Raw genomic sequence first — 19,386 nt, forward strand, 5'->3', positions numbered from 1 at the left:
CGGCCGACGTTTCATGATGAAGGCGCGGGTTCGGCGACCGGACCCGCGCTTTTTTCATTGTTGCAGACCATGCGTATCGTCCAGTTCCTTTCAGCGACTTGTCTTCTGCTGACGCTCCTGGCCCTGCCGGCCAGCGCCGCGGACCGGCCGTTCGATCTTTTCAGCTTCTTCGATGGCACAGCACGGTCCGAAGGCATTATCGAGCCACTGATCGGCGACACGAAAGACTTCACGGCGCGCTTTCAGGGCGAAGCTGACGGGACCCGCCTACGGCTCGTGGAAACCTTCGACTTTCCTGAAGGCCGTTTCGAGCAGATCTGGAAGTTGCGCCGCGAGGGAAACCGCCTCTCCGGCACGGTACGGACCGAGGGAGAGGATGGTACGCTTGCCGAGCCTGTCCCGGTCAGAGGAGAGTTGCTGCCCGGCGGCGCGGTACTTTCCTATGACGGTTACGCACCGGGTGGAAGCGAGACGCGCTTCGGCTTCACTCACCGCATGACAGCGCAGGAGAACGGTGCCGTGGAAAACCGCGTGACCATCACCAAATTCCTGCTGCCGGTGGCTCGCTCCATCGTCACCTTTCATCCCGCCGGCTCCTGAGCGGCCTCTCGCTATTTCAGTGCGGTTCCGATAGGAAACCGCAATCTTCAAACCGCACAGCGCGTGCGCACCAACCGTTCGAAACCATCATGAAATTTCTCGATCAGGCCCGCATCTTCATCAAATCCGGCCCAGGCGGCGCCGGCGCGGTCTCCTTTCGCCGCGAGAAATATATCGAATTCGGCGGCCCGGATGGCGGCGATGGTGGCAAAGGCGGCGATGTCTGGGTCGAGGCGGTCGAGAACCTCAACACACTGATCGACTATCGCTACCAGCAGCACTTCAAGGCCGAGATCGGCATGCATGGCATGGGCCGCAACCGGACAGGGCGCCAGGGCGAGGACGTCGTTCTCAAGGTGCCGGTCGGCACGCAGATCTTCGAAGAAGACAATGAAACGCTGATCGCCGATCTCACCGAACCGGGCGAGAGGGTGCGTCTGGCGCGAGGCGGCAATGGCGGCTTCGGCAATGCCCATTTCAAGAGTTCTACCAATCAGGCCCCCCGTCATGCCAATCCCGGCCAGGATGCCGAAGAACGCACCATCTGGCTGCGCCTCAAGCTGATAGCCGATGCGGGCCTTGTCGGCCTTCCGAATGCCGGCAAGAGTACTTTTCTGGCCACTGTTACCCGTGCCAAGCCCAAAATCGCGGACTACCCCTTTACCACGCTGACGCCCAATCTCGGCGTTGCGCGGATCGACAATCGCGAATTCGTCATCGCCGACATTCCCGGCCTGATCGAGGGCGCTCATGAAGGCGTCGGCATCGGCGATCGCTTCCTCGGCCATGTCGAACGGACCCGCGTCCTACTGCATCTGGTGTCCGCGCAGGAAGACGATGTCGCCGAGGCCTATCAAACCGTGAGGACCGAGATCGACGCCTATGGTGACGGCATCCTCGCCGACAAGCCGGAAGTGCTGGCGCTGAGCCAGATCGACACGGTGGACGAGGAAACAGTTCGCGAAAAGAGCGATGCGCTCGAAGCAATCGCGGGCCACAAGCCCATCCGTCTCTCCTCCGCCACGCACCACAATCTCGATCTGGTACAGCGCGCCCTGATGGATGAGATCGCCGATCAGCGTGAAGCCGAAAACCCGTCCCAGCCGGATAATCGCTGGCAATCTGGAGAGACGTGATGGGCGACTGGCGACCAGCCGATCCGCCAGGTGCGAAAACGGAATAAAGACACAGTGACACGCAAGCTCGAACCGTATCGCCGCATTGCCATCAAGGTCGGTTCTGCCCTTTTGGTCGACCGGCAAACGGGATTGCGGGCCGAATGGCTGGCCGCGCTCTGCGCCGACATCGCGCAATTGCGGGCCAACGGCACCGAGGTGCTGGTCATATCGTCCGGCGCCATCGCTCTTGGTCGCACGCTCCTCGATCTGCCGCCCGGCTCTCTGAAGCTGGAGGAAAATCAGGCCGCGGCCGCCATGGGCCAGATCACGCTGGCCTCAGCCTGGTCCAACGCACTTGCCACGCACGACATCCGTGCCGGCCAGATCCTGATCACCCTTTCCGATACCGAAGCCAGACGCCGCTACCTGAATGCACGCGCCACGATCGGGACGCTGCTCAAGCACGGTGCGGTGCCGGTCATCAACGAAAACGACACGGTGGCGACCGAAGAGATCCGCTATGGCGACAATGACCGCCTCGCCGCACGGGTCGCGACTATGGTCGGCGCCGATCTCCTAATCCTGCTTTCCGATATTGACGGACTCTACACGGCCCCGCCGGCGAACAACCCCGGCGCAAAGCTGATCCCCGAGGTGTCGCGCATCACGCCGCAGATCGAAGCCATGGCAGGCGACGCCGGCTCGGAACTGTCACGCGGCGGTATGCGAACCAAAATCGAGGCGGGCAAGATCGCGACCGGCGCCGGCTGCGCCATGATCATCGCGTCGGGAAAACCTCTGTCACCGATCACCGCCATCGGCGCCGGTGCGCCGCATACGCTGTTTGCCGCGACTGGTGCGGCCACCGCTCGAAAGGGCTGGATCGTCGGCTCGATTGAATGCGCGGGCCGCATCTATGTCGATGCCGGCGCGGAGGAGGCGTTTCGGGCTGGCAAAAGTCTTCTGCCGGCTGGCGTAAAGCAGGTGGAGGGCACCTTTCGACGCGGCGACCCGGTGTCGATCCACCGCCACGATGGCGGCGTGGAAATCGCCCGGGGGCTTGCCGGCTACGACAGCAACGAAGCGATGATGATCGCCGGCCACCGCAATGCCGAAATCGAAGCCATTTTGAACCAGCCGCCACGAAGCGCCATGGTCCACCGCGACGATCTGGTAATCTTGTAGCGAAGCGGCAACTTTCGCCCGCGACTGCGCATTCATCCTGCAAAAGACAGACGCAGGAGCATGCCCCTATGGCTTACGATCCGACCCACTCTGAAACACGCCTGGCTACGTCGTCCGGCAATCATTGGGGATGGCAACTCGCTTTCGGCATCATTCTTCTGATCGGCGGGTTGATCGCTTTGCTCAATCCTTTCGCGGCGTCCATGGCTGCCACGACCATCGCCGCCATCGTCTTTCTGTTCGTCGGCATTATGCAGATTGTCATGGCGGTCCGAGATATCCACGGAACCGCCAGCCGCGTGGCCACCGGCATCCTCGGCGCATTGCTCATTCTGTTTGCGATCCTTCTTATGTTCGACCCGATCGGCGGGATCATTTCGCTGACCTTGATGATCGGCTTCTTCTTCATCGCGATGGGTGCCGCGCGCCTCTGGATTGCGATGCGCATGCGTGAGCGCAGGGGCTGGGGCTGGCTCGCCGCAGCAGGCGTCATCACCATCGTTCTGGGAATCGCCACGCTGTTTTTCGCAACCGCCGGTGATCTGGCCCTTCTCGGGCTCTTCCTCGCCGTCGACCTGCTGTTCGCGGGCGGCGCCGCCATTGCTCAGGCCATGATGGGCCGGACGCAGGGCTGAGCCTTAGCCGCGATAATCGGGTTGCGGCCACAACCCACGGCCACTACAAGCCTTTGCCTATATGCCGAACCGTCAGATCGCCGGTTCGGCACCGAAAAAATGGCGAGGACGACATCATGCTCGATCGGAGCGAGGACAATGGCAGCGAAATCCGCACCCTGATGGCCGGCATCGGCCTGCGCGCCCGGGCTGCTTCTGCGCCACTCGCCATTGCGACGACCGAGGCGAAGAATGCGGCCCTCCGCGCCATGGCCGATGAGGTCGAGGCCGCGACGGACGATATTCTGCGCGCCAATGAGAAGGACATGGAGGCGGGCCGCGCGCGCAACCTCGCAGGCTCCTTCCTCGACAGGCTGGAACTGACCGCCGAACGCATTGCAGCCATCGCCGCTAGCGTCCGCGCCATCGCCGAACTGCCCGACCCTGTCGGCGCCATCACGAGCGAATGGGACCGGCCCAACGGCCTTCACATCGAGCGGGTACGGACGCCGCTTGGTGTGATCGGCGTCATCTATGAAAGCCGGCCCAACGTTACGGCGGATGCCGGCGCGCTCTGCCTGAAGAGCGGTAACGCCGTCATCTTGCGCGGCGGCTCCGACAGCGCTCATTCGTCGCGAGCCATCCATGCGGCCCTGATCGAGGGACTGCGCGAAGCCGGTTTGCCGGAAGACGCCATTCAGCTCGTTCCCACGACGGATAGGTCTGCCGTCGGCGAGTTGCTGACCGGCCTCAGCGGGACGGTCGACGTCATCGTGCCGCGCGGCGGAAAAAGCCTCGTCGCCCGCGTCGAGGCCGATGCGCGCGTACCGGTCTTCGCGCATCTCGAGGGGCTCTGCCATATCTATGTCGACAAGTCGGCCGATCTGGACATGGCCGTCGAGATCGTGGCCAATGCCAAACTCCGCCGGACGGGCATATGCGGAGCGGTCGAAACCTTGCTGATCGATCGCGCCGCGCTGGAAACCCACCTTAAGCCGATCCTCGACAAATTATCCGAAGGTGGCTGCGAAATCCGCGCCGACGAGACGATCTTTGCGGCTTGGCCCGGCGCGATCGGAGCTGAGGACGCCGACTGGGCGACGGAATATCTCGATGCCATTGTCTCCGTTGCAGCGGTGGACGGCATTTCGGGCGCGATCCAGCATATCAATCGGTGGTCGTCGCGGCATACCGAAGCGATCATTGCCGAGGATACGGAGGCCGTTGCCCGCTTCTTTTCCGAGATCGACAGCGCGATCCTGCTCCATAATGCCTCCACGCAATTCGCCGACGGCGGCGAATTTGGCATGGGCGCCGAAATCGGCATCGCCACCGGCAAGATGCATGCGCGCGGACCGGTCGGTCTCGAGCAGCTATGCTCCTTCAAATACCGCGTACGCGGTACGGGCCAGACACGGCCTTGAAGCTCACCGTCCTGTCTGAACGGAAGCGAAGATCATGCGCCTGATCGGCACGGCCCGTGATCGACCGAGCGTCGATCTTGACGATATCGACGCTCGCTATCTGCGCATGCCTGTCGTGCCGCGCGGCTTGGCCGTGGGCCTCTTCGGCGGATCGTTCAATCCAGCGCATGAGGGCCACGTTCTAGTTGCCGAAACCGCTCTGCGCCGCCTTAAACTGGACCGGCTCTGGTGGATGGTCACGCCGGGCAACCCGCTGAAGAACCGGAACGAGCTGGCGCCGCTCGCCGAACGGATCGCCCAGTCCGAAACGCTTGCCCGCGATCCGCGCATCGACGTCACCGCATTCGAAGCCGTAATCGGAGCCGGCTTTACCGCCGATACGCTGGCTCATATTCGCCGCCGCAATCCCGCGGTCCATTTCGTCTGGATCATGGGTGCCGACAGCCTCGCCGGCTTTCACCGCTGGCAGCGCTGGCGTGAAATCGCGGAAACCTATCCGATCGCGATCATAGACCGTCCGGGCTCCACCTTGGCCTTTCTGTCATCCCGCATGGCAAAAACCTTCGATCATGCGCGCATCGACGAGAACGATGCAGCGCTTCTGCCTCGCATCTCTCCCCCAGCATGGACCTTCATCCATGGCCCACGCTCGTCCCTTTCCTCGACGGAAATCAGGCAAGAGCGGCGGGTGCCTCAATAGGCCGTGCCATCCTTGCGGGTAAAAGCCCACCCGTCATCCGTCATCACGGCTTTCAGATCGTCTTCCGGATAAGTGCCTTCATCGCCCGCCGTCCGGTCGCCGATCTCAAGATAGACGGCCTGTTTCTCGGTACGATTGATGAGGTGATGCGCCGAACCGCCGGCCGGAAAGCCTGCGCAATCGCCGGGCGACAGATCCCATTCTCCCTCTTCGGTCCGCAAAGTCGGATGCCCGTCCAGAACATAGATGAACTCATCCTGGCGCGAATGGCGATGCAGGAGCGCTGATTCGCCGCCCGGCTCCAGCGTCGTAAGATTGACGCCGAAATTCGTCAGCGCGAAAGAATCACCAAGCGGCCGCTTGGTCCGCTTTGCCACGCGCTCGGCGAAAACCGGCGGATAGTTCGACTTCTTGATGCGCGGCGGCTGCGATGGCGCATGGATAAAAGCGGGCTTGGTATCGTCCTTCACGGTCATCTCCCATCGTTGAAATTCAGTCACTTCAAGCTCTTTCGAATATGACGGCATGGCAAGCTTCGTGCCAGCTTTCACGCGCCACGTCTTGAAATTGTCGTCTACCACTGCCAACTTTGGATTCGTGCCGCCTCTCGAAGGCGACGGCAGCAACAGAAAGGAACGACGCTGGCACAGCACGCTCAGGCCCTTGCGGCCCATACATCGACCGATCGCAACGCGGAGCCGGGACAGACGACAGACCCGGCCCAGAGCATCGCCGAACGGACGCGGAACGCAGTCCTCGCATCTTTGGATGATTCAAAGGCCGAGGACATTCTCTCCATCGACATTCGAGGCAAATCGAGCCTTGGCGACTTCATGGTCATTGCCTCCGGGCGATCGCACCGTCATGTCGCTGCCATTGCCGAGCACCTGAAACAGGCGCTCAAGGACAATGGGTATGGCGTGGCCCGTGTGGAGGGAGACGGTTCGGCCGACTGGATCCTGATTGATCAGGGTGACGTGATCGTCCACATTTTCCGCCCGGAGGTCCGGGAATTCTACAATCTGGAAAAGATGTGGCAGTTGCCCGATCTGGAGGACGGCACCGTTCATTGAACGGGAGGCGCCGGCCCTGTAAGGCGGGTGCATGCGTATTGTGATCCATGCCGTGGGCCGGATGAAGGCCGGCCCCGAAGCCGAGTTGTGCGATCGATACCTCGATCGCTTTCGACGCGCCGGAGGTTCGCTCGGCCTGCAATTTGGCGGCGTCCTCGAACCGGTGGAAAGCCGGGCTTCCTCGGTTGCGCTGCGAAAACGCGAGGAAGCCGGTAAACTCCTTTCCCATCTGGACGCGTCCAGCGCGCTCATCCTTCTGGATGAGCGTGGGAAAGACATGACCTCTCCGGCGTTTGCAGATCGGCTCGGCCGGTTTCGGGATGATGGCCTGTCATCCCTCGTGCTCGCGATCGGCGGGCCGGATGGGCACGATGCCGAACTGCGCGAGAAGGCGGATATGGTCCTCTCTTTCGGTCAGGCGACCTTCCCCCATCAGATCGTTCGGATCTTGCTGGCTGAACAGCTCTACCGTGCAACCACCATTCTTTCGGGCCATCCCTACCACCGGGCATGAACGGGCGGGTGAATGGCCAGCCTCCCCCAAGGCGGCGGTCATATTCTCTCCACCGTTGCATCCTATAAGGCCGGCTCGTCGGAGGGGCGCCCGATATGGTTTATCAAATCTTAAAATCTGCACGGATAGGGTAGGCGCATGATTGCGCGCCGTCTCCCACTTCTGCGTGCCCTGTTCGGCGGCCTTGCCCTCTCGGCCGCGGGATACGCCATGGCGCACGCAGCCGACGAAACGGCGGCGACCGACAAGACCATCACGACCAAGTCCTTTGAAGCCGATTACAGCGAAGCCCGCCGAATTGCGGTGCGGCGTGATGAAAAGCGCAGCGACTACCAGTCGCTGGCGCGCGAACTGGCGGAAAGTGCATCGCGCCGCGCCGCGCTGCAGGCGGAAATTGCGGCGCTCGGCGTCGATGCTCGTGCCATCGGCGCCGCGCTGATCCAGGCAGCAAAGACCGAGCGAAAGCTGACCGAGGACATTGCCTCGATCGAGAGTCGCCTTGTCGGTTTGCGCGAACGCCAGTCCGGTCTCCAGATATCCCTGACGGCGCGGCGTGCCCTTCTTGCGGAAGTGCTGGCTTCGCTTCAGCGTATGGGCCTCAACCCACCACCGGCACTGCTCGTTACGCCGGACGATGCCTTGTCGGCCGTTCGAAGCGCCATCCTTCTCGGTGCTGTGGTGCCGGAATTGCGCGAAGAGACAACGGCCCTGCTTCAGGATCTGTCGGACCTCAGAAACGTCGCCGCGCATATTACCGAGCAGAAGGAATCTCTGGCGGAAACGCAACGGGATCAGGCCGCCGAGCGTGAGCGCCTGTCGCTTCTGCTCGACGCCAAGAATGCCGCCCGCCAGAAAAGCCAGGCGCAGATCGAAGCGGAACAGGCGCGAGCCTCCGAACTCGCCAAACGCGCTTCCAGCCTCGCTGAACTGATCGAAACGCTCGAAGATGAGCGTCAGAAGGCCGAGGAAGAAGCCCGGCAGGAAGCCGACCGCAAGGCCGAGGAAGCAGCGGAGGCGGCGCGCCTCGCCGCGCTGGAAGCCGAGCGGCAGAGAACGGCCGAAGCGGAAGCCAAGGCGAAGGCAGCCCAGGAACTGGCCGATCGCCTCGCCAGACTGCGCGACCCCGACGAGAAGGATGCCGACCATCGGCTGTCCGCCAACCTGCCCTTCTCCAGCCGCAGAGGCGATCTTGTTCTGCCCGTGGCCGGGCGTCTCGAAAGCCGCTTCGGCGAAACCGACGAAACGGGCGAGAAGAGGCTTGGAGACACCGTTCGGTCACAATCAGGCTCCATCGTAACCTCTCCAGCCGGGGGTACGGTTCTGTTTGCGGGGCGGTTTCGTAGTTTCGGACAAACGATCATTCTCGATGCTGGCGAAGGTTATGCGATCGTCATGGGCGGCATGCATGCCATCAACGTGACCCGCGGCCAGAGCGTTCTTGCCGGCGAGCCGATCGGAGAAATGGGCGAAACGCGGCTTGCCGCTTTGGCGCCTTTGGAGGATGCGCTTTCGGAGCCGATGCTTTACATCGAGTTCTGGAAGGACAAGAAACCCGTAGATCCGGCCGCGTGGTGGTCGAATCACAGTCTTGGAAGGACGAGGAATGATCCGTAAGCTTTCGCTGCTCTGCGCTGGTGCCCTGATGGGCGCGACAGCCATGACCGTGGTGACCAACGGTTTGGACCTTCAGGCGAAGGCCGCCAGCAGCGAGACCTATCGGCAGCTCGCCATCTTTGGCGATGTGCTGGAGAGGGTTCGCAGTCAGTATGTGACCGAGCCGGACGAGAAGGAGCTGATTCAGAGCGCCATCAAGGGCATGCTCGCTTCGCTCGACCCGCACTCTGCCTATCTCGACCCGGATGAAGCCTCGGACATGAGTGTCCAGACGCGCGGCGAATTCGGCGGGCTCGGGATCGAAGTCACCATGCAGGATGATCTCGTCAAGGTCATCACGCCGATGGACGACACCCCTGCCATGAAGGCCGGTGTTCTGGCAGGCGACCTCATTGCAAGGATCGACGGCGACGAAGTGCGCGGCCTCACCCTGTCCGAAGCGGTCGAAAAGATGCGCGGCGCGCGGGGCGAGCCGATCATGCTGACGATTCTGCGTGAAGGCGCCGACGCGCCTATCGAGATCGAGGTCATTCGCGACATCATCAAGGTCAAGGCGGTCAAGGTCCGCACCGAAGGCGATGTCGGCTATCTCAAGGTTACCTCCTTCACCGAAAAGACCTTTGCCGACCTGGAAAAGGGCTTCAAGACGATCCAGAAGGAAATCCCCGAAGACGAGTTGAAGGGCTACGTGCTCGACCTTCGTCTTAATCCGGGCGGCGTCCTGACCCAGGCGATCGCGGTTTCCGATGCCTTCCTCGATCGCGGTAAGATCCTGTCGACACGCGGTCGCGACGATCGCGAATACAAACGCTACGACGCCACACCGGGCGATCTCGCCGAAGGCAAGCCCGTCATCGTTCTCATCAATGGTGGCTCGGCTTCCGCTTCCGAGATTGTCGCCGGCGCCCTGCAGGATCTGCGACGCGCCACGGTTCTGGGCACACGCTCCTTCGGCAAGGGTTCGGTCCAGACCGTTCTGCCACTGGCCGAGAATGGCGCCCTGAAACTGACCACCGCACTTTATTATCTGCCTTCGGACGCCTCCATCCAGGGCAAGGGCATCACGCCGGACATCATCGTCAAGCAGCCCCTCCCCGACGACATGAAGGGCCGTGAGGAAGATATGAAGAGAGGCGAGTCTTCGCTCCGCGGTCACATCACCGGCGACAGCGAAGATGATGAGGGTTCGGGTTCGTCGGCCTACGTTCCGCCGGAAGCCGAAGACGACCTTCAGCTTCAGGCGGCATTGCGCCTCCTGCGGGGCGAGGACAAGGACCCTGCCTTCCCGCCTTCGCAGGACCGGGCCGATGCCGGAACGGCGCAGCAATAAGTGAAATGGCGGCGGCTCCCTGCGATCCGCCGCTTTCTTTTCCTTCGTCGCCTGGATCCGATCCACTGCCATGAGCCTGCCGAGCGAGACCGACGCGACGAGAGGGCCTATCGACCGTCCGCTTGGCATGAACCGTCCCGATCCGAAAACAGCGTCGGGACGCGGTTTCAGGCCGTTCAGCCACGGTGCGCCCCTCCTTCTTTCCCTGATCCTGCTGGGTGGTTCCATCTGGACGGCACGCCATCAGGACCCTCTCCGCAAGGCAAGCGAGCTGGAAGAAACAGCCTTGGCGAGGGCACCGGAGCCCGAACAGCAGATTGATCCTGCCGTGACCGAGCCGAAGGCAGAGCCTAACAATCCTGCGACGACGCGCATTCAGTCGCCCATCCAGCGTAGTGGCAGCGGTAGCGGTCCCGCCATCATTCGCGTGGCGCCCGATAGCGACACCCTGCCTGATCTCGCTGATGGCGAAAATCCAGCGGATTCCGGCGGTGCGATCATTATTCGGGATGCGGCGGCGCTCTCCGCACCGATGCGGCTTTCATCGCGTCCTGAACCGTCCCTCATTGAACAAACCCCACAAGGACCGCTTCCGACCATAGGCCCCGATGGCAAACGCCCATTTGATGCTTACCGGCGTCCTGTCGAACCTGTCGATGGTCCGGCCATCGCCCTTATCGTAGGCGGGCTCGGCCTGTCGCAGACTGGTACGCAATATGCCATCGAACGTCTGCCGGGCGAGGTCACACTGGCATTCGCTCCGAGCGGCAATAGTCTGCAGCGCTGGCAACAGGCGGCACGCGAAGGCGGCCACGAGCTGCTTTTGCAATTGCCGATGGAGCCGTTCGGCTATCCCAATGTCAGCCCCGGCCCCGGAACCTTGCTGGCCGACGCCTCGCCCGAAGAGACGCAGCGGCTGACGCGCGAGGCAATGTCGCGCATCACCACCTATGCCGGAGTGGTGAACTATATGGGCGGGCGTTTCCTGACCCAGGAAAACGCGATCGGCTCCGTCATCGATGAGGCCGCCGATCGCGGTCTGATGTTTGTCGATGATGGAACAGTGCCCGGCTCACGAGCCGCTCAGCTCGCAACGAAGCGAGGCGTTCCCTATGCCAGAGCGGGCGATGCACTCGACAATAATCGCGATCCGGAGACGATCCGCCGCGCCCTGACGGCGTTGGAGGCCAAGGCCATGGCTGGCGGCCCGGTCATCGCAACGGCATCCGCATTCCGCGCGACTGTCGAGGAGATCTCGGCCTGGATCGACGAGGCAAAGTCGCGCGGCATCCATTTTGTTCCCGTCAGCGCATTGGCTCAGGATAGCCGCTGAGCCGCCAGCCGAATGAGAGTTAGAAATGCCCAACCCGAATCCGGACGACCTGCCCTACCGGCCCTGCGTCGGCGTGATGCTCCTGAACAGGGACGGACTGGTCTGGACAGGCCACCGCAAGACCAAGCCAAACTCGGAAGAGCACGGTTCCGGTCATCTTTGGCAAATGCCGCAAGGCGGGATCGACAAAGGCGAGGAACCCGAAGCGGCTGCGTTGCGCGAGCTCTACGAAGAAACCGGCATCCGTTCCGTCCACCTTCTTGCTGAGACGTCGGACTGGCTGACCTACGATCTGCCCTCCCACCTGATCGGAAAAGCTCTCAAGGGCAAATACCGTGGCCAGAAGCAGCGCTGGTTTGCCTACCGATTCGAGGGTGACGACAGCGAAATCCGGATCGATCCGCCACCCGAGGGGCACACAGCCGAATTCGATGCCTGGGACTGGAAGCCGATGAAAGAGCTGCCGGGACTGATCGTCCCCTTCAAGCGCTCTCTATACGAACAGGTCGTCACCTCATTCCGACACCTATCCGGCTCGGACTAGTCCGCCTTCAGGATTTCGCCGGCCACGTCGATCAGTTCTTCGCCTGTCAGATCTGCCGGTTCCATGACCGATGGATAGTGCTGCCCGCGGCCGACGAAGGCCGTTTTCATGCCGGCGCATTTTGCGCCGTGCAGATCCCAGGCATGGCAGGCGATCATGCAGTGCGCTTCCGGCGGTAGCCCCGTCACGGCGAAGGCCTGCTCATAGACCGATATGTGCGGCTTGAAACGTCCGACGCTCTCGACACTCAGTATCTCTTGCACATGGCTGCAGAGGCCGGCCCCATCGAGCAGGGAACGGGTTCTTTCCGCCGGGCCATTGGAAAGAGCGACAATGGTGATGCCGCCGTCGCGTAGTCGGTCGAAGCAGGCGCGCGCGTCGTCATGCGCCGGCATTTTGGCGAAGGCGTTCAGCACATCCTCACGTGCTTCTGGCCGGACCTGGATCTGACGGATCGCCAGCAACTCATCGAGAGCGTCAGCCAGAATTTCTGGAAAGGGCCTCGCCCGATGCGTGACGTCGAGTGCGAAGGCATCGCGCAATCCGAAAGCGAACCATGTCTCCAGATCGCGTCCGTCCAACCCGCATGCGGCCATAGCCCGCCGCACCGGCTTCAGCGAGAACACGGTTTCGATAATGTCGAAGACGGCGACCTTGATCTTTTCAGCCATCGGCGCTCCTCCCTTTACCGGAAAAACATAGCGCGCCGGATCATCCTGTCAGGCAAAAAGAAACGGGCCCGAAGTCGGGCCCGTCATGAAAGACTGCGCTACGATCGCTGATCAGGCCGGCAGGATGTGCTCGTGCAAGGTCGTGAGCGAACCGAGCACTTCCTCCAGCTCGCTCCGCTCCTCGTCATCCGACGTTTCGCCAAGGCGCGTCCGCGCTTCCTCGATACGGGATGTGAGAATGTCGCGATCGAACTCGCCGGGTGCTGCTGCAGTCTCGGCAAGGATGGTGCAGCTATCGGGCTGAACATCGGCAAAGCCGCCCAGAACGACATACTGTTCCTTGCTGCCGCCCGCCTCGACCGTGACCATGCCGGCGCGAAGCGAGGACATGGTGGGCGCATGGTTCGGCATCGCGGTGAAATCGCCATCGGCGCCGGGGACGACGACCGAATCGACTTCGCGCGAGACCAGAAGGCTTTCCGGCGAGACCAGTTCGAATGTGAATGCCATGGAAATCTAGGCTCCGGCGGCTCGGATCGGATGGTGAGGCTTGCCCGCACATCCGGCGGGCAAGCGATCGGGTGAAATCAGGCGGCTTCTTCGGCCAGCTTCTGCGCTTTTGCGACGGCTTCTTCCATCGTGCCGACCATATAGAAGGCAACTTCCGGAAGGTGGTCGTATTCGCCGTTGCAGAGGCCCTTGAAGCCCTTGATCGTGTCTTCGAGCGCGACGAGCTTGCCCGGCGAACCGGTGAAGACTTCGGCGACGAAGAAGGGCTGCGACAGGAAGCGCTCGATCTTGCGGGCACGGGCCACGCTGAGCTTATCTTCTTCCGACAGTTCGTCCATGCCGAGAATGGCGATGATGTCCTGCAGGCTCTTGTAGCGCTGAAGGATCGACTGAACCTGACGCGCAACCTCGTAGTGCTCTTCGCCGACGATCTGCGGGTCAAGCATACGCGAAGTGGAGTCCAGCGGGTCCACGGCCGGATAGATGCCCTTCTCGGCGATCGAACGCGACAGAACGGTCGTGGCGTCCAGGTGCGCGAAGGACGTGGCCGGCGCCGGGTCGGTCAAGTCATCGGCTGGCACGTAGATGGCCTGCACCGACGTAATCGAACCCGTGGTCGTCGTCGTGATGCGCTCCTGCAGGGCGCCCATATCCGTCGCCAGCGTCGGCTGATAGCCCACGGCGGAGGGAATGCGGCCAAGAAGCGCCGAGACCTCGGAGCCCGCCTGCGTGAAGCGGAAGATGTTGTCGACGAAGAACAGAACGTCCTGTCCCTGATCGCGGAAATGTTCGGCCACGGTCAGGCCGGTCAGAGCAACGCGGGCGCGGGCACCGGGCGGCTCGTTCATCTGGCCGTAGACGAGAGCGGCCTTGGAGCCTTCGCCGCCGCCTTCCTTGTTCACGTTGGACTCGATCATCTCCCAGTAAAGGTCATTGCCTTCACGGGTACGCTCACCGACACCGGCGAACACCGAGTAACCACCATGCGCCTTGGCGATGTTGTTGATCAGCTCCATGATCAGAACGGTCTTGCCGACGCCGGCACCGCCGAACAGGCCGATCTTGCCGCCTCGGGCGTAGGGCGCCAGAAGGTCGACGACCTTGATGCCGGTCTCGAGAATTTGCGCCTCGGTGGACTGCTCCACATATTCCGGAGCGGACTGGTGAATGGCGCGGAGGCCGTCATTCGGGATCGGGCCGGCTTCATCCACCGGCTGTCCGATCACGTTCATGATGCGACCGAGCGTTCCGTCACCGACCGGCACCGAAATCGGCGAACCGGTATCGACAACGGCCTGTCCGCGAACCACACCTTCGGTGGAGTCCATGGCGATCGTGCGAACGATGTTCTGGCCAAGATGCTGCGCCACCTCAAGAACGAGGCGGGTACCGTTATTGCTGGCTTCCAGCGCGTTCAGGATCGGCGGCAGATGGTCTTCGAAAGCGACGTCGATAACGGCGCCGACCACTGCATGCACTTTGCCCTTCGGCCCTTCGGGCAGCGTATAAGCCGCGTTGGTGTTTTCTTCGGCCATGAATGCCTCCTAGGTCGTCAGAGCGCTTCCGCGCCCGCAATGATTTCGATCAGTTCTGTCGTGATCTTGGCCTGGCGCTGGCGGTTATAGTCCAGTGTCAGCCTGTCGATCATATCGTTGGCGTTGCGCGTCGCATTGTCCATCGCGCTCATCCGGGCACCCTGTTCCGAGGCCGCATTTTCCAGCAGAGCGCGGAAAATCTGCACGGAAATATTCCGCGGAATGAGCGTGCGCAGAATATCGGCTTCGCTCGGCTCGTAATCGTAGAGAACATCAGAGCCAGCTACAGCCTTGTCGTCGGAGACGACTTCCGGCTTGGCCGGAATGATCTGCTGCGCTTTCGGGGTCTGCGTGACGACGTTTTCGAATTCGGAATAGAACAGCGAGCAGACATCGAACTGACCGTCCTCGAAAAGGCCGATCACCTTCTTGCCGATCGCATCCGCGTCCGAGAATCCGAGGCGTTTTACATTGCGCAGATCAACACGGTCGATGATCTTGTCGCCGAATTCACGGCGAAGGATATCGAAGCCCTTCTTGCCGACGCAGATGAACTTGACCGTCTTGCCATTGGCAAGCAGCCGCCGCGCATGGTCACGAGCAAGACGTGCGATCGACGAATTGAAGCCGCCGCAAAGGCCCCGTTCCGCCGTGCAGACGACGAGCAGATGAACATCGTCCTTGCCGGTGCCGGTCATCAGCTTCGGCGCATCGGTCGGCTCGCCGCCACCGGCAAGATTCGCCAGCACGCCGCTCATCCGCTGCGAATAGGGGCGAGCAGCTTCGGCAGCTTCCTGCGCACGGCGCAGCTTCGCCGCGGCCACCATCTGCATCGCCTTGGTGATCTTGGCAGTCGACTTCACCGAAGCGATACGTACGCGAAGCTCTTTCAGATTGGCCATGGAATGGTCCTCTTCAGAGCGCGATCAGGAGAAGGTCTTGGCGAAGGAATCAACTTCCGCCTTCAACTTTTCCTTGATCTCATCCGTCAGCGCCTTTTCACGGGCGATGGCCTCAAGGACCTCCTTGCCCTCATTGCGCATATGGCTGAGAAGGCCCGCTTCAAAACGCGTCACCTGGTTGACGGCGATCTTGTCGAGATAGCCGTTCACACCGGCGAAGATCACCGCGACCTGCTCTTCTGTCTTGAGCGGGCTGAACTGCGGCTGCTTCAGCAGCTCGGTCAGGCGCTCACCACGGTTGAGAAGGCGCTGCGTCGCGGCATCGAGGTCGGAACCGAACTGCGCGAAGGCAGCCATCTCGCGATACTGTGCGAGCTCGCCCTTAATCGAACCGGCCACCTGCTTCATCGCCTTGATCTGCGCCGAAGAACCCACGCGGGACACCGACAGACCGACATTCACCGCCGGACGGATACCCTGGAAGAACAGGTCGGTCTCAAGGAAGATCTGACCGTCGGTGATCGAGATCACGTTGGTCGGAATGAAGGCCGAGACGTCGCCGCCCTGGGTTTCAATGACCGGCAAAGCCGTCAGCGAACCAGCGCCATTATCGTCGTTCAGCTTGGCAGCACGCTCCAGAAGGCGCGAATGCAGATAGAAGACGTCGCCCGGATAGGCCTCGCGGCCCGGCGGGCGGCGCAGCAGAAGCGACATCTGACGGTAGGACACGGCCTGCTTGGACAGATCGTCATAACCGATAAGGGCGTGCTGACCATTGTCGCGGAAATACTCACCCATGGTGCAGCCGGTGAACGGCGCGAGGTACTGCATGGGCGCAGGATCGGATGCCGTTGCGGCGATGACGATCGAGTACGGCAGGGCGCCGCGCTCTTCGAGCACCTTCACGAACTGGGCAACCGTCGAGCGCTTCTGGCCGACAGCGACATAGACGCAGAAGAGCTTGTCATTCTCGCGATCTTCATCGTGAGCCGGCTTCTGGTTGAGGAAGCTGTCCAGGATGATTGCGGTCTTGCCGGTCTGGCGGTCGCCAATCACGAGTTCGCGCTGGCCACGACCGATCGGGATAAGCGCATCGATCGCCTTCAGGCCGGTCGCCATCGGCTCGTGCACCGACTTACGCGGGATGATGCCCGGCGCTTTGACGTCGACCTGTTTGGTCTGCGAAGCGCCGATCGGGCCCTTGCCGTCGATCGGGTTGCCGAGTGCGTCAACGACGCGGCCGAGCAGCTCCGGGCCGACCGGGACGGAAACAATGTCGCCGGTCCGCTTGGCGGTGTCGCCTTCCTTGATCTGACGGTCGTCGCCGAACAGCACGACACCGACATTGTCGGCCTCAAGGTTCAGCGCCATGCCGCGCAGGCCGCCCGGGAACTCGACCATCTCACCGGCCTGAACATTGTCGAGGCCATAGATGCGAGCGATACCGTCACCAACGGACAGCACCTGGCCGACTTCGGAAACCTCAGCCTCCTGGCCAAAGTTCTTGATCTGGTTTTTCAGGATTTCGGAGATTTCCGACGCGCGGATATCCATCAGCCGACCTCTTTCAGTGCAAGCTTCATCGAATTCAATTTGGTTTTGAGAGACGTATCGATCTGGCGGCTGCCGATCTGGACGACCAACCCACCCAGCAGGGACGGATCGACCGAAAGATCGATAGCGACATCCTTGCCGGCCACGTCCTTCAACGTCTCGGACAGCTCGGCCCGCTGCTGATCGGTCAGATCATGCGCAGCAACCACCTTGGCAGTCACCTCGCCGCGAGCGTCGGCTGCAATTTCCTTGTAGGCCGCGATCATGCCAGGCAGCACGAAAAGGCGGCGATTGGATGCCACGACCCTCAGAAAATTCTTCGTCAGGGGCGCCATCGCAGCCTTATCGGCAATCGCGACAAGAGCGGCCTCCTGTTCGTCGGCGGCGAAGACCGGCGACTTGATGAGACGGGACAGATCGTCAGATTCAGCGATCAGCTGGCCGAGACCGACCAGATCCTGCTCCACCTGATCGGCATTGCCCTCGTTCTGCGCCAGCTCAAAAAGTGACGACGCATAGCGAAGAGCGACACCGGAAATAGGGGATGTGGTTTGCGACACGGGCGATCAATCTCTCGTTCGACCGAGATCAAGGAACCTGGCATCGAAAAGGACAGCCGAGGCGAAACCTTTGATCTCGCTGGAAACAGTCGACAAAAACAGACCTGTGAAAGGCGCGCTCCCGCCGATTTCGTGGCCGCTATAGCAGAGGCCTCGTAAGGGTGCAACACGCCTTTGGCGCTTCTGTGACAAGCGGGGATACCGACTTTCGAAGGGGCGGTTCGCCCTTCAAATCAGGCTGAGAGGGCCCGCTACGGCACCGAACATCAGCAGGACTTCTATGATGAAAAGAATGGCATTTCGCCCGCGCGCCGGTGCATCCAGCAAAACGGAGAGAAGCCGTCCGAGCGCCGCGAAAAGCCATGCAACGCCAAGCGCCAGAAATAGCAGCGGCTGCCACAGCAAGACAGCTGCGAGTCCGAGACCGAGGTGAAACCCCCCTGCCCTGGCCCGTGCGATTCCCGAGGCCGGCATGCCGATAAATTCGGAATCCATATGGCGTAGACCCAGCGCCCGTCTGGGAACGAGCATCATGTAGAGACCAAGCACGGCCGTGACGAGAGACGAAGCAAGGGCCAGCCAATCGCCGGCATTGGCGGGAACGGGAAGCGATAATTCCATAAAAGGTTCAGCCTTCGCTGTTACTGGCTCTAAAACGACCCGAAAATGCGCTTATCCGCAGCTGCCGACGAAGCCGACCTGGGTGTCGGCTGTTCCGCGACTGACCGTGATCGCGCCACGATAGAGAAGGCGCGGCGGCTTGTGCCAGGCTTTCAGCCTCTTGTCCGCATCAGTCATGATCCGCTGCATGTCGAGCCGGACGCTAAGCGGTGTGCCGCCGAGCGTTTCATAATGTCGTGCTTCACCGCTTTCCATTTCGTCGACGCTTCTAAGGGCCAGTTCACGCATCAAGCCACCGATCCGCATATAGGCCCGTTCGATGGCCGCCCGGCCGTCATAGTGGCGCTCGGTCACGAAAAGCAGGTCTTCCGGCGCCTTGTTTTCCACAGAACCCGCCTCGTCTTCCACAGCCTGTGGAGCCTCATCCAGTGCGTCCACCTGACCGCTCAATGTTGCATCGCGGGAATCCGCGGCGGAGGCCAGTTCGAGCGGCTCAGGGAGATCGCCTTCGACAAATCCGCAGTAAAGGGCGTCGGGCACCCAACGGACCGTGCCGATCTGCGGCGCTTCATCCGGGCTGGCTTCAAGGGTGATCTTCTGCCCCTCCGGCAAACCGGCCTGCGCCTCGTCGGGGTCAGGCAGGCCAAGCGGCGGCATTTCAGCAGTCGGCGCTTCGGACGCGTAGGAACTGACGGGAGCAGCCTCTTCGCTGGGCCCATCGGCGGTGCCGTTTTCGGGGGGCGCATCAGAGACTGGCTCATTCGCATCATCGGTTTCGGAGGCAGCTCCATCGACCTCCGCCTGAGCCAGCTGGATACCGGATGTCGCTGCGCTTTCTTCAGCCGCCACCGCTGCTGGGGCGCGGTCATCCACCGTGGGCCAGCCTTCGACCGCAGCATAAACGGCCACGCCGCCGGCAAGAAAAGCGATACTGGATGCGAGTAGAAAGCGCATGAAGTTACTGTCCATGAATAGTTGCCGGAC

General features: G+C 61.9%; 21 protein-coding genes. 12 read left to right on the forward strand and 9 right to left on the reverse strand.

The window, feature by feature from the left end; translation table 11 throughout:
• Positions 1-69: 69 nt before the first annotated feature.
• The 6 genes from D8780_RS12570 (at position 70) to D8780_RS12595 (ending at position 5,641) form a co-directional block, all read left to right on the forward strand.
• Positions 70-600, forward strand: a complete 531-nt coding sequence (locus D8780_RS12570; RefSeq protein WP_147440318.1) for a DUF3833 family protein — start codon at positions 70-72, stop codon at positions 598-600.
• Between the two features lie 89 nt (positions 601-689).
• A complete protein-coding gene (gene obgE, locus D8780_RS12575) occupies positions 690-1,736 on the forward strand; it encodes a GTPase ObgE (RefSeq protein ID WP_121645908.1) in 1,047 nt (348 codons plus the stop codon).
• Positions 1,737-1,766: 30 nt separating this feature from the next.
• Positions 1,767-2,903 (forward strand): glutamate 5-kinase, encoded by a 1,137-nt coding sequence (gene proB / locus D8780_RS12580; protein WP_425373631.1) that lies wholly within the window; start codon positions 1,767-1,769, stop codon positions 2,901-2,903.
• Positions 2,904-2,971: 68 nt separating this feature from the next.
• The gene (locus tag D8780_RS12585; protein ID WP_121645910.1) at positions 2,972-3,538 is read left to right on the forward strand and encodes an HdeD family acid-resistance protein; all 567 of its coding nucleotides are present in this window, start codon (positions 2,972-2,974) and stop codon (positions 3,536-3,538) included.
• 116 nt (positions 3,539-3,654) lie between these two features.
• Positions 3,655-4,941: a glutamate-5-semialdehyde dehydrogenase gene (locus tag D8780_RS12590; RefSeq protein WP_121645911.1), complete on the forward strand. Its 1,287-nt coding sequence runs from the start codon at positions 3,655-3,657 to the stop codon at positions 4,939-4,941.
• A 34-nt stretch (positions 4,942-4,975) separates the two neighbouring features.
• Positions 4,976-5,641: a nicotinate-nucleotide adenylyltransferase gene (locus D8780_RS12595; protein WP_121645912.1), complete on the forward strand. Its 666-nt coding sequence runs from the start codon at positions 4,976-4,978 to the stop codon at positions 5,639-5,641.
• Here D8780_RS12595 and D8780_RS12600 read toward each other — a convergent pair.
• Entirely contained in the window at positions 5,635-6,117 is a 483-nt protein-coding gene (locus D8780_RS12600) for a cupin domain-containing protein (protein WP_121646555.1), read from the reverse strand. The two genes, D8780_RS12595 and D8780_RS12600, sit on opposite strands and share 7 nt — an antisense overlap.
• A 252-nt stretch (positions 6,118-6,369) precedes the next feature.
• Between D8780_RS12600 and rsfS the strand changes: the two genes are divergently transcribed.
• From rsfS to D8780_RS12630, 6 genes are all read left to right on the forward strand, one after another.
• Positions 6,370-6,714, forward strand: a complete 345-nt coding sequence (gene rsfS, locus D8780_RS12605) for a ribosome silencing factor (protein WP_245412413.1) — start codon at positions 6,370-6,372, stop codon at positions 6,712-6,714.
• Positions 6,715-6,745: 31 nt separating this feature from the next.
• The gene (gene rlmH / locus D8780_RS12610) at positions 6,746-7,228 is read left to right on the forward strand and encodes a 23S rRNA (pseudouridine(1915)-N(3))-methyltransferase RlmH (RefSeq protein ID WP_121645914.1); all 483 of its coding nucleotides are present in this window, start codon (positions 6,746-6,748) and stop codon (positions 7,226-7,228) included.
• Between the two features lie 138 nt (positions 7,229-7,366).
• Positions 7,367-8,842, forward strand: coding sequence for a murein hydrolase activator EnvC family protein (locus D8780_RS12615; RefSeq protein ID WP_121645915.1), 1,476 nt, complete (start codon positions 7,367-7,369; stop codon positions 8,840-8,842).
• On the forward strand, positions 8,832-10,172 hold the full coding sequence (locus tag D8780_RS12620; RefSeq protein WP_121645916.1) for a S41 family peptidase: 1,341 nt from the start codon (positions 8,832-8,834) through the stop codon (positions 10,170-10,172). Before D8780_RS12615 ends, D8780_RS12620 begins: the two co-directional genes overlap by 11 nt.
• 70 nt (positions 10,173-10,242) lie before the next feature.
• Positions 10,243-11,505, forward strand: a complete 1,263-nt coding sequence (locus D8780_RS12625) for a divergent polysaccharide deacetylase family protein (RefSeq protein WP_121645917.1) — start codon at positions 10,243-10,245, stop codon at positions 11,503-11,505.
• Positions 11,506-11,530: 25 nt separating this feature from the next.
• Entirely contained in the window at positions 11,531-12,049 is a 519-nt protein-coding gene (locus D8780_RS12630; RefSeq protein ID WP_121645918.1) for an RNA pyrophosphohydrolase, read from the forward strand.
• Here D8780_RS12630 and D8780_RS12635 read toward each other — a convergent pair.
• The 8 genes from D8780_RS12635 to D8780_RS12670 all read right to left on the reverse strand — a co-directional run bounded on the left by D8780_RS12635 (position 12,046) and on the right by D8780_RS12670 (position 19,356).
• Complete coding sequence (locus D8780_RS12635) at positions 12,046-12,720, reverse strand: haloacid dehalogenase type II (protein WP_121645919.1); 675 nt, start codon at positions 12,718-12,720, stop codon at positions 12,046-12,048. The genes D8780_RS12630 and D8780_RS12635 overlap by 4 nt on opposite strands.
• Positions 12,721-12,831: 111 nt before the next feature.
• Positions 12,832-13,230, reverse strand: coding sequence for a F0F1 ATP synthase subunit epsilon (locus D8780_RS12640; protein WP_425373632.1), 399 nt, complete (start codon positions 13,228-13,230; stop codon positions 12,832-12,834).
• A gap of 77 nt (positions 13,231-13,307) precedes the next feature.
• Positions 13,308-14,765 (reverse strand): F0F1 ATP synthase subunit beta, encoded by a 1,458-nt coding sequence (atpD, locus tag D8780_RS12645; RefSeq protein ID WP_121645921.1) that lies wholly within the window; start codon positions 14,763-14,765, stop codon positions 13,308-13,310.
• A gap of 17 nt (positions 14,766-14,782) precedes the next feature.
• Positions 14,783-15,667, reverse strand: coding sequence for a F0F1 ATP synthase subunit gamma (locus tag D8780_RS12650; protein WP_121645922.1), 885 nt, complete (start codon positions 15,665-15,667; stop codon positions 14,783-14,785).
• 24 nt (positions 15,668-15,691) lie between these two features.
• The gene (gene atpA, locus D8780_RS12655) at positions 15,692-17,221 is read right to left on the reverse strand and encodes a F0F1 ATP synthase subunit alpha (protein ID WP_121645923.1); all 1,530 of its coding nucleotides are present in this window, start codon (positions 17,219-17,221) and stop codon (positions 15,692-15,694) included.
• Positions 17,221-17,781 carry a F0F1 ATP synthase subunit delta gene (locus D8780_RS12660; protein WP_121645924.1) on the reverse strand — a complete coding sequence of 187 codons (561 nt, stop codon included), beginning with the start codon at positions 17,779-17,781 and terminating at the stop codon, positions 17,221-17,223. Before D8780_RS12660 ends, atpA begins: the two co-directional genes overlap by 1 nt.
• 228 nt (positions 17,782-18,009) lie before the next feature.
• Positions 18,010-18,402, reverse strand: coding sequence for a DUF4345 domain-containing protein (locus tag D8780_RS12665; protein WP_121645925.1), 393 nt, complete (start codon positions 18,400-18,402; stop codon positions 18,010-18,012).
• 51 nt (positions 18,403-18,453) lie between these two features.
• On the reverse strand, positions 18,454-19,356 hold the full coding sequence (locus tag D8780_RS12670) for a hypothetical protein (RefSeq protein ID WP_121645926.1): 903 nt from the start codon (positions 19,354-19,356) through the stop codon (positions 18,454-18,456).
• Positions 19,357-19,386: the final 30 nt, after the last annotated feature.

Source organism: Notoacmeibacter ruber, assembly GCF_003668555.1.
In the GTDB taxonomy this organism is placed as follows: domain Bacteria; phylum Pseudomonadota; class Alphaproteobacteria; order Rhizobiales; family Rhizobiaceae; genus Notoacmeibacter; species Notoacmeibacter ruber.

Coding starts and splice junctions, on each gene's coding strand:
- D8780_RS12630 (WP_121645918.1), top strand. CDS start 11,531: ATGCCCAACCCGAATCCGGACGACCTGCCCTACCGGCCCTGCGTCGGC.
- D8780_RS12590 (WP_121645911.1), top strand. CDS start 3,655: ATGCTCGATCGGAGCGAGGACAATGGCAGCGAAATCCGCACCCTGATG.
- D8780_RS12665 (WP_121645925.1), bottom strand. CDS start 18,402: ATGGAATTATCGCTTCCCGTTCCCGCCAATGCCGGCGATTGGCTGGCC.
- D8780_RS12650 (WP_121645922.1), bottom strand. CDS start 15,667: ATGGCCAATCTGAAAGAGCTTCGCGTACGTATCGCTTCGGTGAAGTCG.
- rlmH (WP_121645914.1), top strand. CDS start 6,746: ATGCGTATTGTGATCCATGCCGTGGGCCGGATGAAGGCCGGCCCCGAA.
- D8780_RS12585 (WP_121645910.1), top strand. CDS start 2,972: ATGGCTTACGATCCGACCCACTCTGAAACACGCCTGGCTACGTCGTCC.
- D8780_RS12670 (WP_121645926.1), bottom strand. CDS start 19,356: ATGCGCTTTCTACTCGCATCCAGTATCGCTTTTCTTGCCGGCGGCGTG.
- D8780_RS12635 (WP_121645919.1), bottom strand. CDS start 12,720: ATGGCTGAAAAGATCAAGGTCGCCGTCTTCGACATTATCGAAACCGTG.
- atpD (WP_121645921.1), bottom strand. CDS start 14,765: ATGGCCGAAGAAAACACCAACGCGGCTTATACGCTGCCCGAAGGGCCG.
- D8780_RS12600 (WP_121646555.1), bottom strand. CDS start 6,117: ATGACCGTGAAGGACGATACCAAGCCCGCTTTTATCCATGCGCCATCG.
- obgE (WP_121645908.1), top strand. CDS start 690: ATGAAATTTCTCGATCAGGCCCGCATCTTCATCAAATCCGGCCCAGGC.
- D8780_RS12595 (WP_121645912.1), top strand. CDS start 4,976: ATGCGCCTGATCGGCACGGCCCGTGATCGACCGAGCGTCGATCTTGAC.
- D8780_RS12615 (WP_121645915.1), top strand. CDS start 7,367: ATGATTGCGCGCCGTCTCCCACTTCTGCGTGCCCTGTTCGGCGGCCTT.
- D8780_RS12640 (WP_425373632.1), bottom strand. CDS start 13,230: ATGGCATTCACATTCGAACTGGTCTCGCCGGAAAGCCTTCTGGTCTCG.
- atpA (WP_121645923.1), bottom strand. CDS start 17,221: ATGGATATCCGCGCGTCGGAAATCTCCGAAATCCTGAAAAACCAGATC.
- D8780_RS12625 (WP_121645917.1), top strand. CDS start 10,243: ATGAGCCTGCCGAGCGAGACCGACGCGACGAGAGGGCCTATCGACCGT.
- D8780_RS12570 (WP_147440318.1), top strand. CDS start 70: ATGCGTATCGTCCAGTTCCTTTCAGCGACTTGTCTTCTGCTGACGCTC.
- D8780_RS12620 (WP_121645916.1), top strand. CDS start 8,832: ATGATCCGTAAGCTTTCGCTGCTCTGCGCTGGTGCCCTGATGGGCGCG.